The sequence below is a fragment of the Bacillus sp. AFS088145 genome (assembly GCF_002564465.1).
Classification (GTDB): domain Bacteria; phylum Bacillota; class Bacilli; order Bacillales; family Bacillaceae_G; genus Gottfriedia.
In genome coordinates, this window is the sequence record NZ_NUUX01000026.1 from 15,187 (window position 1) to 29,499 (window position 14,313).

General features: G+C 31.3%; 18 protein-coding genes and 1 pseudogene. 5 read left to right on the forward strand and 14 right to left on the reverse strand.

Features of this window, described 5'->3' with window-relative positions; translation table 11 throughout:
• Positions 1-58: 58 nt before the first annotated feature.
• From COI44_RS24660 to phaQ, 4 genes and pseudogenes are all read right to left on the reverse strand, one after another.
• Positions 59-190 (reverse strand): hypothetical protein, encoded by a 132-nt coding sequence (locus COI44_RS24660; RefSeq protein WP_286163953.1) that lies wholly within the window; start codon positions 188-190, stop codon positions 59-61.
• Positions 191-356: 166 nt separating this feature from the next.
• Positions 357-752: pseudogene (locus COI44_RS24870) on the reverse strand (hypothetical protein); the annotation flags it as partial.
• Between the two features lie 36 nt (positions 753-788).
• Positions 789-932: a hypothetical protein gene (locus tag COI44_RS24235; RefSeq protein ID WP_179887155.1), complete on the reverse strand. Its 144-nt coding sequence runs from the start codon at positions 930-932 to the stop codon at positions 789-791.
• Entirely contained in the window at positions 929-1,351 is a 423-nt protein-coding gene (gene phaQ, locus COI44_RS16670) for a poly-beta-hydroxybutyrate-responsive repressor (protein WP_098428930.1), read from the reverse strand. Before phaQ ends, COI44_RS24235 begins: the two co-directional genes overlap by 4 nt.
• Before the next feature lie 160 nt (positions 1,352-1,511).
• Here phaQ and COI44_RS16675 point away from each other — a divergent pair, with 160 nt between their 5' ends.
• Positions 1,512-2,294 carry an alpha/beta fold hydrolase gene (locus COI44_RS16675; protein ID WP_098428931.1) on the forward strand — a complete coding sequence of 261 codons (783 nt, stop codon included), beginning with the start codon at positions 1,512-1,514 and terminating at the stop codon, positions 2,292-2,294.
• Between the two features lie 154 nt (positions 2,295-2,448).
• Positions 2,449-3,072, forward strand: coding sequence for a hypothetical protein (locus COI44_RS16680; RefSeq protein ID WP_098428932.1), 624 nt, complete (start codon positions 2,449-2,451; stop codon positions 3,070-3,072).
• A gap of 149 nt (positions 3,073-3,221) precedes the next feature.
• On the opposite strand, the gene COI44_RS16685 is transcribed toward COI44_RS16680, so the two are convergent.
• The 7 genes from COI44_RS16685 to COI44_RS16710 all read right to left on the reverse strand — a co-directional run bounded on the left by COI44_RS16685 (position 3,222) and on the right by COI44_RS16710 (position 9,224).
• Positions 3,222-4,691, reverse strand: coding sequence for a recombinase family protein (locus tag COI44_RS16685; protein ID WP_098428933.1), 1,470 nt, complete (start codon positions 4,689-4,691; stop codon positions 3,222-3,224).
• Positions 4,685-4,840, reverse strand: coding sequence for a hypothetical protein (locus tag COI44_RS24240; protein ID WP_176547360.1), 156 nt, complete (start codon positions 4,838-4,840; stop codon positions 4,685-4,687). Before COI44_RS24240 ends, COI44_RS16685 begins: the two co-directional genes overlap by 7 nt.
• A 222-nt stretch (positions 4,841-5,062) precedes the next feature.
• Entirely contained in the window at positions 5,063-5,281 is a 219-nt protein-coding gene (locus tag COI44_RS16690) for a YozE family protein (protein WP_025671848.1), read from the reverse strand.
• A gap of 112 nt (positions 5,282-5,393) precedes the next feature.
• Entirely contained in the window at positions 5,394-5,684 is a 291-nt protein-coding gene (locus tag COI44_RS16695) for a YokU family protein (RefSeq protein WP_091021129.1), read from the reverse strand.
• The gene (gene kamA, locus COI44_RS16700; RefSeq protein ID WP_098428934.1) at positions 5,677-7,086 is read right to left on the reverse strand and encodes a lysine 2,3-aminomutase; all 1,410 of its coding nucleotides are present in this window, start codon (positions 7,084-7,086) and stop codon (positions 5,677-5,679) included. Before kamA ends, COI44_RS16695 begins: the two co-directional genes overlap by 8 nt.
• Positions 7,087-7,291: 205 nt before the next feature.
• A complete protein-coding gene (locus COI44_RS16705; protein ID WP_098428935.1) occupies positions 7,292-7,420 on the reverse strand; it encodes a YjcZ family sporulation protein in 129 nt (42 codons plus the stop codon).
• 232 nt (positions 7,421-7,652) lie between these two features.
• Entirely contained in the window at positions 7,653-9,224 is a 1,572-nt protein-coding gene (locus COI44_RS16710; protein WP_098428936.1) for an L-lactate permease, read from the reverse strand.
• Positions 9,225-9,744: 520 nt separating this feature from the next.
• Here COI44_RS16710 and COI44_RS16715 point away from each other — a divergent pair.
• Positions 9,745-10,587 carry an LCP family protein gene (locus COI44_RS16715; protein WP_179887157.1) on the forward strand — a complete coding sequence of 281 codons (843 nt, stop codon included), beginning with the start codon at positions 9,745-9,747 and terminating at the stop codon, positions 10,585-10,587.
• 463 nt (positions 10,588-11,050) lie between these two features.
• Here COI44_RS16715 and COI44_RS16720 read toward each other — a convergent pair whose 3' ends face one another.
• The 3 genes from COI44_RS16720 to COI44_RS24875 all read right to left on the reverse strand — a co-directional run bounded on the left by COI44_RS16720 (position 11,051) and on the right by COI44_RS24875 (position 13,369).
• Complete coding sequence (locus COI44_RS16720; RefSeq protein WP_098428938.1) at positions 11,051-11,701, reverse strand: histidine phosphatase family protein; 651 nt, start codon at positions 11,699-11,701, stop codon at positions 11,051-11,053.
• A 29-nt stretch (positions 11,702-11,730) separates the two neighbouring features.
• On the reverse strand, positions 11,731-13,092 hold the full coding sequence (locus COI44_RS16725) for an NAD(P)/FAD-dependent oxidoreductase (protein ID WP_098428939.1): 1,362 nt from the start codon (positions 13,090-13,092) through the stop codon (positions 11,731-11,733).
• 124 nt (positions 13,093-13,216) lie between these two features.
• Positions 13,217-13,369: a putative holin-like toxin gene (locus COI44_RS24875; RefSeq protein WP_353616018.1), complete on the reverse strand. Its 153-nt coding sequence runs from the start codon at positions 13,367-13,369 to the stop codon at positions 13,217-13,219.
• A 261-nt stretch (positions 13,370-13,630) separates the two neighbouring features.
• Here COI44_RS24875 and COI44_RS16730 point away from each other — a divergent pair, with 261 nt between their 5' ends.
• Complete coding sequence (locus COI44_RS16730) at positions 13,631-13,861, forward strand: hypothetical protein (protein WP_098428940.1); 231 nt, start codon at positions 13,631-13,633, stop codon at positions 13,859-13,861.
• A 207-nt stretch (positions 13,862-14,068) separates the two neighbouring features.
• Positions 14,069-14,293, forward strand: a complete 225-nt coding sequence (locus COI44_RS16735; protein ID WP_098428941.1) for a hypothetical protein — start codon at positions 14,069-14,071, stop codon at positions 14,291-14,293.
• Positions 14,294-14,313 lie beyond the last annotated feature (20 nt).

A 14,313-nucleotide genomic window follows, 5' to 3' on the forward strand; every position in this document is an offset into this window, starting at 1 on the left:
GAGTGGCCAGACTGTTGACAAGCGCTTGCAATCAGTCTGTATCACACAGACCCAAGTTTTAAGTGATTGGCTTATCAGATGTTTTTATTTTTATATCCTCATTTTTTATTTTTAAAGTTAATTTTAGTAATGCTTCTGCAGCGAGTTTTGCATTTAACGTTCCAATTTCTTCATATTTAAATTGACCCATGAAGAAACACCCCTCTATAGACTATTCAAAGGTCTAGTCTAAAGTTCACTGAGGTAGGTATTGTAATCGACCAAACTGGCTAAAAGTAAAACATAAAAGGCATAAAAAAACAGCTCTTCTGATTTTAAGGAGTTGTTTCAGTGCGAAGAAAAGGGCTAAAATTTAATTATTTATTAAAAGATGTAAGCATTTTAAAGCTATCCTCAATACGATGGTTAAAGTTTGTATGTGCTGCTCTTAAGGATTGCAAGTAATGTTCATTTAATGATGACCATACCCGCTCTCTTTCCTTAAAACCCTCTATGTAGTATTTTCCAGACTGTTCATATTGCTCTTCTACCTTTTCAATTAACTCAACTGAGGCTTTGAACGGAGTAGATAATAACTCACCAAATTTATTTACCGTTTCTTCAAATAGATTAACACTTGATTGAATTTCTGAAGATTCATCTATTTTTGGATTTTTAATTCTTGATGTATTTGCTTTTATATGATTAGTAAAGTACTTTATTTCTTCGAATAAACCGTTTACTACATTACGATATTCCTCATTAAATTTCCTTGTTTCTTTTAAATAAACGAATTTAACCGCTGTTCTCTACTGTCTCTTTATGTATGTCAAATTACTTTCATATTGATCCCAGAGCGTATTAAAAAAAGGATCCATAAAATATTTTTCTACTTTCTCATCTTTAATTTTTGGAACTTCCGCCTTTGGCTTTGAAGCTTTCTGTGTCGTCAAACTTCTTCCTCCTTTTTGGGATTCGAATTTTTCTCTATTTTATCCTCTCTTTGTAATGGAGGAATGTAGAGCTCAAGAAAACTAGTGTACATTTTGAAAAATTGATCAAGCATTGATTGATAAAGTTCGAGTTGTCTTGCGTTACCTGTTAAGTAAGCCTTCCCAGCTTCTGTAATTGAATAACAGCGCTTAGCAGGTCCGCTTCCTTTCGTATCCCATTTTGATTGTACAAGATTTTCTTTCTCTAATTGTCTTAATAATCGATATAAATTTCCTTGGTCAAGTGTTTGAAACCCGAATGCGTGGAGCTTTTGAATTAGATCATAGCCATGAAGTGTCATCCGACTAAGAAGTAGAAGAATAAAAGGCATAATAAAATTTTTTGAAGGGGTAATATTTTTATCTTTATCATTGTTCATTGGTAACACCTCTATAAAAAATCTAATAGGTGTATTTTACACATAGATGAATATAGCGTCAACACAGTAAATATAATTTATTATAAATTTTCAAAAAACTTCAAACATAGCGTTTATTCGTTAAATATTTTAGTAAAAAAAATACAAAGGAGTGATAAAGTTGTACGTTATAAAAACCGAAAGGATCAAACTGTATTATGACCGGTTAGGTACTGGAGAACCTCTCGTATTAATTCATGGTCTTGGAGAAGTAAAAGAAAGCTGGTTTAAACAATATGAACTAGCGAATGAATTCGAATTAATTATTCCAGATTTGCGTGGCCATGGTGAAAATGATTTAACTGAAGGCATTTCAATTAAGAACTTCGCAAAAGATGTACTTGATTTAATGGATGTGTTAGGAGTTGAAAGCGCACATATTTTAGGCTTATCTATGGGTGGGACTGTTGCACAAGAAATGTACCGCCAAGCACCTGAAAGATGTCGCTCTTTAATCTTAGTTAGTACATTTCATTTTGCTCCAAGATTACTAGGATTATGGTTTATTCATTATAAAGAGTTTCGTTCAAAAATTTTCACACCCCAACAAATAAATGAGATGACAGCAAGAACATGCCTTTTTTCATGGGAAAAAGAGTCATTACAACAATTTAAACAATATTATCGCCCAAACCCAGAAGGATATGACAGGTCAATGAGAGCCTGTTTTAAGGTTGATAATAGAGAATTGTTACCAAATATTAAGGTACCAACGCTTATTATTGGTGGTCAGTATGATCCGATTACGCCAGTATGGCTCCAATTAGTAATGCATAAAAGTATCCCACATTCAAAATTAGTTATTTTCAAAAATACTGGCCATGTAACCAAAATGGAAGCTGCAGAAAAATTTAATCAAACGATTCGCTCTTTTTTAAATAAACAAGAACTTGTTGAGATTTAATATAATAACAAACTAGATCAACCTATTTCACCTTGCTTCTCTGATAAAGTTTTTTATAAACACCTAAAATATGACCTTTATAAAGTATTGCATCTAAGTGTACTATTCTAAAAACACCCTCCATATAGTTTAACAAAAACGGGAGGGTACCAATATGTACGAGAATTGGCTGGATACATTATCATCTAATGATATATTTCTGACCTTTCTATCAATATTAATTGGTGCAATCGGTGGTTATGCCAATATATTATTAGCTAATGAGGGCTACATTAGAAGTTATCGGTTTAATGATTCTGATGGTAGAGAAAGATATTCACTTGGATCTAAGCGTGAAATAATTCTTGGAGCTATGGCAGGTTGTATATCATACCTTATTGCTGTACTAACGACAGATGATCAAACTCCTGTATCTATTATCATTTATGCATTTATTTGTGGAGTTAGTGGCGGTGCTTATTTAGAAAAATTGGTTGATAAAAACGTTAATAACAAAATCATTGATTTTAGTTCAACGCTTGAAGAAATGGAGAAAGAGAAAAATGAGAACAAAAAAGCAAGTGCCCCATCAAATAACAAGGGAAACATGCATCAAACAGATACGGGTGTTGTCGATGGAATAGAACTAAATAATGAAGATGACAGTACTAATGATGCAACCAATGAAGAAGTTGATTTTCATTACAATATTTTAATGAAAAGGTTAAAATGTGCCAGAAGTACCAAGGAAGCTGAAAAATATTTTAATGAATTAGTTCGATTGATTAATAACAGATAAGTTTTTAAAAATTGCATTACAACAAAAAAGTTCAGTTCAATCTTTTCGAAGATGCTAAACTGAACTTTTTATTTTAACTTTAAGAATCTCAAAACCGAACATGGTTGTTTAACGTGAATTTTTTGTTTCATAGAATGTTAATTGATGCATTAGATCCATTCTATTTTAATAGTGGCAATCTCCTTACTCCGAGTAGTATCATGACTTGAATCCATATTACTACTAAACCAAATCTTATTAATAAATGATTTTAAAAATTGATTACATATTTCAGGATCGATGACTTCTAAATTGTCTAGCGTTTCAATGATCTTCTCTATTTTTAGACGATCATCGTTTTTGTTTTTTAAATTCTCTAATTGAGTCTGATAGAGTTCAATTTGCTCGTTCATTTGATTCATTTGGCCGATTAGTTCACTTTTTAGTTCTTCATATTCCTTTTTAGTAATTTCTCCATCCATTCTCATTTCTCTAACGTTATTTTGTCGTATTTTAATTTTATCTTTTTGTTTAATTAATGAAACGAGTTCAGTCGTTAATCTTTGTTCTAGTTCGATTGTTCTCTGAGAATCTAGCATTTTTAGCGCGTCCACTAGCTCTGATTTTTTTTCTTTAATGCTTTTTAAAACAAATTCCTCTACAAATTGATATTTATAGCCGCGATCTTTACATTGATTGTTTGATATTTTATATGAACATGATTTTATAAAATCAATAGTTGAATTATCTTTTTGAATATATCGCTTCCGCCCACAGCAATTGCAGTATATTAAATTTTGTAATCTACGAATTGCTTTTCGGTTTTGAAAATAAACATTTTTATTATTTTCCAACATGGTTTGGACGGCAAAAAATTGCTCCTTTGTTATGATAGCCTCATGTGCATTTTCAATAAAAACTTCATCAATAATTTTATTATGAATACGTCTTTTAGCCTGTATGGCTCCATAATATACAGGATTTGTACGTAATTGGCTAATATGTGATGTAGTAAGGATTTTACCTTGTCTACTCCTCCAATTTAACCTATTTAATTGCCGTGCTATTTCATTTACTGAAACACGTTCTAGCGATTTATCGAATATTAGTCGAATGATCTTCGCTTCATCTTCAATGATTTCTAATTTTTTTTCCGAATTTTTACAATATCCGAGTGGGGTCTTATTACTCATTACCCATTTTCCTTGCTCCGCAGCTGCTAATCTACCTCTTGATAACCGCTTCTTTATCTGCTTATACTCAAAATTAGCCAATACCGCCTGAAATGAAAATAACATTTCATTCGTTTCCTGGGATAAGTCTATTTTACCTTGTGGGGTTAATATTTTAATATCATTTAGAATTAATACTTGCTTGATTTGTTCCGCATGAGCATTATCACGCGAAAGACGATCTATATCCATAATAATTAAATAATCAAATTCATGTATTTTCTTAAGCAATAAATTTAATTGTTCACGATCCGTATTTACACCACTCGAAATTTCCTGATAAATGATATAGTTTAAATTATGCTGATTGGCAAGCTTAATCAAAGCATTTTTATGATTCAGTAGAACTTCATCTACATCTTTTTGCTCTTCATTTCTTGAAAGTCTAAGATAGATAGCTGCTAACATATAATCACCTTAGCATTTTGCATTTTACGTAAGTGATGAATTCCCAATAAAAATAGAAAGTTTATATTTGTTATCTTACCGACAGTACCATATAACGTAATCACGACAATATCATCTACGTTATATTTTGGTTGTTTTTTCTTTGTCATACTTCTTACCTCCTTCTCCATACGTCGTGACTAATTCGTTTTTACTGTATACTATGCAACCAATAGATAATTGTCTGTCATTTTCATAGTAAATAAAAAAAGGGATTAGCCTATTTTGTAGGTAAGAAATTAATAGCTAGTTTCAAAAATGGTAGAATCAATTAATTAGTGGGATATTTTGCAATTAAAAAAAGATGCAACTTAGTTAAACTAAGTCACATCTTATTGATCTTCTAAATATAAGTTCCATGCTTCATCAAAAACGCTCATCGATTGATGGAAAGTGCCATCAAACTCTAAATACGAGCTAATTTCGTCATAGCTTGAAGAATGTTTTGGAAATGAGTGATCATTAAAAAGATGATCTGCCAATATTCCAATTTCATTAGGAATTTTATAGTTTCTATGCTTCATCATATAATGGTAAAATGACTTTCTCATGATTCTCCCTCAGTTTTATTATTTATTTTGTCTCTTTTTCTAAAAATATTATTACTTTTTGAATATGCTTTATACAATAACAGAGTTATTTTATATTTTAAAAATACTCGTTCTATGACGAGAAGTCAAAATAATTTCTTTTTAATAATCTCGGCTGCTTCATTAATTCATCAAATGTGACTGAAACCGGAAGTAATTTTGTTGAAATGAGAAATAACTGATCTTCTATTGATTTGACCATCTCTTCCTTTTGATAGGTAAATTTACACTGATCACAATGAAATGATGGTACTCCTGTAATTGTGATTGCTCGGGAACCATCCGGTAATTCCCAATGTACCACTGCTTTTGTTTCCTGTACATTCTCCTCACCGCACCAATCACATTTTAAAGTATTATTCATCTTTCTTTACACTTCCATCCATTTTTTGAATTTGTGATTGAAACTTTTTCTCTTTTAGTTCATCCCTTTTTTCTCGTTTATTTTTTAATGAACTATGAGATGGATCTGTTTGATATTGTTCTCTCTTTTTCATTCTTTCTAAATCTGAAGGAATAAGACTTTGCACCTGATCATTCATGATACTAGCAATACCAACCTTAGCTGCCTTATTTAAATAATCAGGGTAAACTAGTGAAAAATACTCTTCTGCCGTATCCTCTTTATAGTTTTCAGGCTCTGGATAGGATGTGATGACACCCTCAAAATTCCTTAGTACGGTTTTTTTACTGCTTTGTGAGACGATATAGTTTGGTTGAAGTGAGATTTTACCTCCTCCGCCTGGTGCATCTACTACAAATGTAGGTACTGCATAACCAGAAGTATGACCACGTAACCCCTCAATGATCTCCAAGCCTTTTGCAACTGGTGCTCTAAAATGACCAATTCCTTCTGATAAATCACACTGATAAATATAATATGGTCTGACTCTTATTTTTACTAAGTCATGCATTAACTTTTTCATAATCGGTACGCTGTCATTAATCCCTGTTAAAATAACTGATTGGTTCCCAACTGGAACGCCAGCATTTGCAAGCATTTCACATGCTTTTTTTGCTTCTTCGGTTACTTCAATACTCGTATTGAAATGTGTATTTAACCATATAGGATGGTATTTTTTTAATATTTCACATAAGTTTTCAGTAATTCTTTGCGGAAATACTACTGGTGCTCTCGTGCCAATTCTAATAATTTCCACATGATCAATAGCTCTTAAATTTTTTAAAATATATTCCAAAATATTGTCATTAATTAATAAACCGTCCCCACCTGAAATCAGTACGTCTCTTACTTCTTCATTTTCACGAATATAGGCGATTGCTTCATCTAATTGTTTTTTCGGTACTCCCATACCAATTTGACCTGAAAATCGACGTCTTGTACAGTAGCGACAATACATTGAACATTGATTTGTAACTAAAAAAAGCACTCGATCTGGATATCGATGAGTTAATCCAGGAACTGGACTATCATCATCCTCTCCTAGTGGATCTTCCGAATCATATTTTGTTTTATTTAATTCTTTACTAATTGGTACAGATTGCATTCTAATGGGGCAGCGTGGATTGGTTGGATTCATTAGAGAAGCATAGTAAGGAGTAATATTTAATGGAATTGTTTTAGTTGATATTCTTACCCCTTCTTCTTCATCTTCCGTTAAATCAATCACTTGTTTCAAGTCATCCAATGTTCTGACTGTATTCGTTAATTGCCATAGCCAATCGTTCCATTGTTCATCCGTAACATCTTTCCATAGAGGAATATCTTTCCAATGTCTTTGAGGTTTATATAGCTGATTTTTCATTTATGGTCCTCCTTGTTTAATAGGACAATTTAAACTTACTAAATTAAGTAAAATTTTCTAGTTATATACCTACTTCTTTATATGCACTAAATAAAAAGTTGGTGAAAAGAGTAAAACTAAAAAAAACAGTATGAATTCTGTGTAAAATGAAATAAACCGACTAACTAATCGTTAGTCGGTTTCTGTGGCTGACGCTCAATAGTTTTTAGAAAGTTACAAAAGACGCACCGATGATAATTAATAAAATAAACAATACAACGATTAACGCAAATCCTCCGCCACATCCCCAGCCACAACCGTAGCCTCCGCCGTAGTAAGGTGAATATCCCTTCATAAAGATTGCCTCCTTCACTTAACTTTTAGAAATCACAATAAAGTATATGTAAGGTCTACAATCCTTGTTACATAGGCATTTGACCATATTTAGTGCAAAATTTAATCGATTTTTTGATCTAAACATGGTCTAATAGAGTTAAACTTATGGGTCTATGAATGAGTAATCAAATTTTCGAAAAATCAACTTTAAGAATAAAGTCTTGAGAAAAATTCTCTCAAGACTCTAAAACTTAATAAATAAATGATAATATATATGTCCAAATACAAACAAATGCTAGTAATCCAAAACTATATTTTAAAGTCATCTTTGTTAATTTTGATTCATTACCGGTTTCACCTACTGCAGCTGTTGCGATTGCGATTGACTGAGGTGAAACTAGTTTTGCTATTACCCCACCTGCAGTATTTGCTGATACTAATAACGAAGGATTTGTACCTAAAATATTACCAGCTGAAACTTGAATTGGAGCAAATAAAGTATTGTTATTTACGACAGAACCAGTCATAAATACCCCAATCCATCCCAAAATTGGAGATAAGAATGGAAATGCATCTCCAGTGTGTGCAACTGCTTGACTTAATGCACTTGTTAATCCTCCATATGTCATTAATTTTGCGATACTAATAATTGCACAAATCATTATGATCGGTATCCAAAATTCAGAGATTGTTTTTTTTAGTAGAGCAAAACCCTTCCCTACATTTATTGATTTAGTGGAGAAAATAGTGACAATTCCTGCTAATAAAATTGCAGTACCTGTTGCTCCGATTAGATCAATGCTAACGTTTATTGTAGAACCTGGAACAACAAATTTTATTACAGTAGAAGCTAGTGCTCCTCCAACAGCAAATAAACCTTTAAATGATTTTAAGCTCCAAATTAATACGAAAATTGTTAGTAAATAAAATGGTGACCATGCTTTAATCACATCAGCCATTGAATAAGATTCAATTTTAAACTCTTTCCCATTTAGTAAGAAAATATTTTTAGGTTGCCATTTTTTAAGAAATAATGCTAAAACACCCATTGTTAATAATGAAGGAATAATATCTGCTAACTCTGGACCTAAAAAGATTGTCATAATTGCTTGAGAAACTGTATAAGTAATTGACGTTACTAAAATTGCAGGTAAAATTTCTTTAATTCCTTTAAATCCATCGATTAGCCAAATTAATAGAAATGGAATCGTAAAATTAATAATCGGTAATGTTAGTGCAGTCATGATTGAAACTTTCATTGAAGTTACACCATGTAATCCAAATGTATCAATAATTCCCACTGGTATTCCAATTGCTCCAAACGCACCAGATGCACCATTTGCAATTAAACAAAGCATAGCTGCTTGTAATGGTTTAAAGCCGACAGAAACTAATAATACCGCACAAATAGCAATAGGTACTCCAAAACCTGCTGCCCCTTCAAGAAAAGCATTAAAACAAAATCCGATCAATAAAAACTGAATCCGTTGATCACTCGAAATACCGACTATACTACTACGTAAAATATCGAACTTCCCAGATTCAACTGTTATTTTGTATAACCACACAGCCATTACAATGATATAACCTATCGGCCATAATCCTTGAATGGTTCCTTGGGTAACACTTCCGATTGATTCGCCAATTGGTAATTTAAAGATAGTTAGTACGATCATAAACGTAATTCCAAGGTTTAATAACGCTGCATAAATACCTTTCATTTTTAATACTGTTAAGCATAAAAGAAATAAAAGAATCGGTACAGCCGCAACTAGTGCTGAAATTGCAAGATTATTAAATGGATTAAAACTATCTACTAACATTTGGTTTACTCCCTTGTTTAGGTTCTTAGATTTAACCTTCAAAATCTAGCATCCAACCTAATTATTTTGTTAAATAACTTCACAAACATTATTATTTTTAATATTGCCATATAAAATAATTAATATTATTTCAAATGTGATTTACAATGTGAACTATTTCACAAATAGTTATAAAAAAATAAATCATTTTGCTAATTTCTTCGTTCTTGATTGTGAAATATTTAACAAAAATTATTTTATACTAAAAATCATTTCATAACAATCCACTATTATTTCTATTTATGGAAAAATACGGTATATCTCATTTTTCCTTTTTTGTTATGTATTTTCAAAATATTAGAGGGGAAATATAAACTAAAATACATAAATAGACCAACTAACATATAGAAGGAGTAATAGATTCATGTCAAAGTTCTTGCGAATATGCCTTCTTTCTTTTCTTGTTTTTTTTCTTACCAGTTGTCAAATTAAACCATCAGATCATGGCCAAAGCCCATCAAATCCACTTAGTGAGCAAAAAATGAGTTTTAAAAATAAACTTTTAAAAAACTCATTATTTTTCCTTGTTATAGGAGTTGATTCAAGGGGTGAAAAAAATTCACGTTCAGATAGTATTGCAGTAGTTCAATATAATGTTGAAGACAGGACTTTAAAAGTTGCCTCAATATTAAGGGATTCATATGTTAAAATTAAAGGATATAAGTATGGTTACGGAAAAATTAATCAGGCCTATTATTTAGGTGGAGAAAAACTCTTAAAAGAAACAATTTATAATAATCTCGGTATTCCAATTGACCATACGGTTATAATCGATTTTAAAGGTTTTGTTGGGATTGTAGATACACTTGTTCCAGAAGGTATAACAGTTAATGTTAGTCAATCAATAATTAATGATATGAACTTAAAAATGAAACCTGGAAAAAATAAACTACACGGTGAACAGCTCTTAAAATACGTACGTTTTAGACATGATCATGATAATGATTTCGGAAGAGTTCAACGGCAGCAAGAAGTATTGTTAAAAGTCGTTAGTGCCGTTAAAGAAAAGTTAAATACTTTTGGTGGAATCGCTAGAGTACCTCTTTTACTGGACGAAACAACAAAATATGTTTCAACTGACTTAAAATTAGATGAAATACTTTCGCTTGCTTCCATTGCATTTTCTCAACCAATTGAAAAAATTGATCGGTTAAGCATTCCTGTAGATGCTGGCTTTACAAACGAAACTGTTGAACATTCAGGAGCAGTTCTAAAATTAAATTTTTCTAAGAACAGACAAACAATCAAACAATTTTTTAAAGCTCCTGCCCCAGTAATAAATAGTAAAAATAGTAATGGTAATAAAAAATTGAAAAATAAATGATATTTTGAACTTCACAAAAAAGAGAAGGTTGTATTCCTTCTCTTTTTTCAGATAAAAGGGTCTATAGGGAAAACATATTTAGTGGAATATTATTGAGGTTAAAATGCATTTTTTCCGGAAATTAAAATAATAAGAGCAAATTTTAGTTTTATAGTTTTAATGATTAGTTTATAAGTTGATGTTCAAACTCATTTGACTTACTAACTGATTAATATTCTGTTATGTTACACTAAGTAAAGGCTATTTGATTAGGTTTTTATCGTAAACTTTTTTTGATGAATTAGTATAGTGGAATGGAGGGATGCTCGACTCCTATGGGATATGCGGGAAGTCTGAGACCCCGCAGGCTTGCCGAGGAGGCTAAAGAATCTCGCCCCAAAGCGAGCATCCTGCAATGGAAATCAACATCACTCTACTCCTTTTACGAAAACTTGATCATTAATTGAGAAGATTACTTAGTAAATTATTGATTAATAGAAATCACTTTATATGTATCAGATGAGTATTCCAAGATTGTAATACTAGCGTTTTTTATTTCTAGTTCAATATTAAATTCCTCTGAAAATTTTTTTACAATATTGCGAATCGTATTTCCATGAGTGACAATTAATACATTCTCATCGTTTTTATTATTTTCGCTAATTAGTTCATTTAGCCCTTTTTCAATTCGATCCCATAGCTCGTAGTAACTCTCGGCATGATGGAATGGATCAGATTCTTTTATAAAATTTGTAATATCTTCTAGGGATCGATTTCTTAATAGTTCTCTAAAGGAAGTATAACCGTGATCGTTTGCAACCTTACCTAGGGCAACCGCTGAGAATTCGCCTTCAAAACTACCAAAAAAGGACTCTCGAAATGCTTTTGTTTTTCTAATTACAGGAATTTCGTAACTGTTCTGCTGTAAAATTAGTTCTGCCGTTTCGACAGTTCTACCAGAATCGCTAGTATATACACGGTCAAACTGGATATCTGATAATCTATTTCCACATTCAATGGCTACTAATTTTCCTTCTTCTGTTAATGGACTGTCGGACCATCCTTGCATTCTTTTATAACGATTTAAATAAGTTTCACCATGTCTAATTAAATATAAATGAATTCTATTTTTCATCTAATCACCCACAATGTGAATTTTAAAATCTAGTTAAAACAAGATATATATTGATCCTTAATTGCCAAAACCTTACCTAAATAAATCCCACTAGCCGCTGCTTGGGATAAGGAGTGGGTAACTCCAGAGCAATCTCCAATTGCAAATAACCCCTCTAAACTCGTTTGAAAGTTTGAATTGGTTTCTATAATCGGTGAATAAAACTTTCCATCCATTCCGTAAAGAAGTGTATCCTCATCAATTGTCTCTCCAATAAATTCTTCCAATTGATTCAAAAATCCTTGTAAAATATTCAAATATAAATTAGGAACTTCATTTTTAAGGTCACCGCAATCGGCATCTAATGTTGGCTTTATACTGTTTTTTTCCATTTTCACAATCGTTGTAGACTCACCCTTTAGTAAATCACCTAATCGTTGAACGACGATACGATCTAAACCATTATTTATTTTCCCTATAATTTTATTAGCGTAAAGATTTGCTTCTTTCAGTGATGGAAAATATTTAGGTGTGAACAAAGTAAAATTTAAATTAGTAGTTCCTGATTCTTTTTCCTTAAAATTTTGTCCATCAGGCATAACTAATCCTTCTTGAAACTTACGAACGATTCTACCTTTTGGATTCATACAATATGTAGTTGAAATCAATTCATCATATTCAAAAGAGAGTTTCGTTTCGAATGTATCTTGTAAAATTGAACGAAGCTGTTGTTCTTTCATTTCGACTCTGATCCCTAAATCTAAACGAGTTCTACCTTGTTTAACTCCAAGTGAAGTACACTGATCATTTAACCATTCTGTTCCGGATCTGCCAGTTGCAAATACTACATTTTTAGATTCGAATTTTTCTAAGTTAGTATCCAAAAAAAATAGATTATTCTCCTTTTTAATATCTAGAATATCAACTTCAAAGCGAATATCAATCCTACTAGATAATGCGTTATATAGTCGTTCGAATATTTCTGTTGAAAGACGTGTACCGAGATGTCTAACTTCAGTCGTTAACATATGTAACTTGCAATCCTCGGCTTTTTTAGCCAATTTTTCATTTACAGTTGAATATTTTTGTACAGAACCTCCTCCAAAAAGACATAATAGATCGTCAACCTCTTTCATTAATTGTTCAAGATCAACTCTACCTACCTTTTGAGCTAATTCTCCCCCAAATTCACATGAATAGTTAAATTTCCCTTCTGATTTACCAAGTCCTGCAAAGCCATAATATTTACCACAAACATCGCAATTGCATATTCCGCCTTTGTCTGTAGCACAGGCCCTTTCCTCTAAAGACTTTCCTTTTTCCAAAATTAATACTTTTTGATTTGATTGTAATAATGTATATGCTAAAAAAATGCTACTTACACCTGAACCGATAATTGTAATATCATACATCTTTTTCACCTTCTTGATTTTTTCACTTATTCTAATTGTACAATAGTTACGATACTTAAGTGAAATCCTCAAATATTATTTGTCAGAAATTATCTATAAAAAAAACACGCCTTATTTAGCGTGTTCAAGAATTTTTATTCTTATCCTTATCTTTAAACTCTAAAATGGCGATCACAAACATACCAAAGCTAATCATTAGTGATAAAACTTCGAAAGTAATTATACTAACCGCCTCCTTACTTTTAAGCCTTCCCGGAACCAAGTTTGTCCTATACATTCAACTATCGTTTATTTTTAAAATTTTGAAACACTCTTCAAAATTGGGGAAATAATAACAGAAATAATGGAATTGTGCATTCAAAAAATTACATCGGTTTCATAATGGCTAATCTCAATTGTACTAAGAATGACCAAAAGCAACATTCATCCGAATATATGAAGTTTATCTTTGTTACTGGTAACCTAATTTTTTCCATAATTATTTTAGGTCTATTTTTTGTTAAAAATTGGAACAATATCACCGACAGGAGGAATATAAATGGATCATTTTGAAGCATTTTTGAATAGTAAGAATTGGATTGATAATGATTTAGATGCAAGATATATAAACATAAACCACCCTTATGCAATTTTAATTTCTGGAGAAGAAGGACAAATTACTTTAAGAGGAAACACTGGTATTGATAACGGTCAAAACGGAGAAGAAATTTTCTCCTTTACATCATTAAAAGAGCTTCAGGAGTGGTTTGAAGAAAATATTGGGGAATGAATTAGTTGTATTTATTAAATAATCCTACTCATGCCAAAATTTAAAATTATTGGCTGAGTTTTTTTTATTTTATAACATGTAAAAAGCTTAAAAAAATTCAATTAATCTAATAGATTGTAAAAATTAATTTTTTGAAATTAAAAAAGCAGTATACATAAAGGATATTGAAGCATTTGCAACGAATAATTTTCTTTGGAGGTGTTTGATATGAGCAGTAAAAATAATGAATTTAATTGTAATAAAGAAGATTTGTATCTTGAGGTAATCAACGAAATGAAAGGAATACAAATTCATTTATTAGAAGAGATCACTCGGTTGAACAGCGAAGTTAATTTTCTGATATCAGTTGTTCTACCAAATATAGATCGAGATAATTTAAATAATGATCAATTGGCCATGTTCGGTGAGATCGTATTGAATAAAAGAAGTTAAATACAATATTAAGTATTACG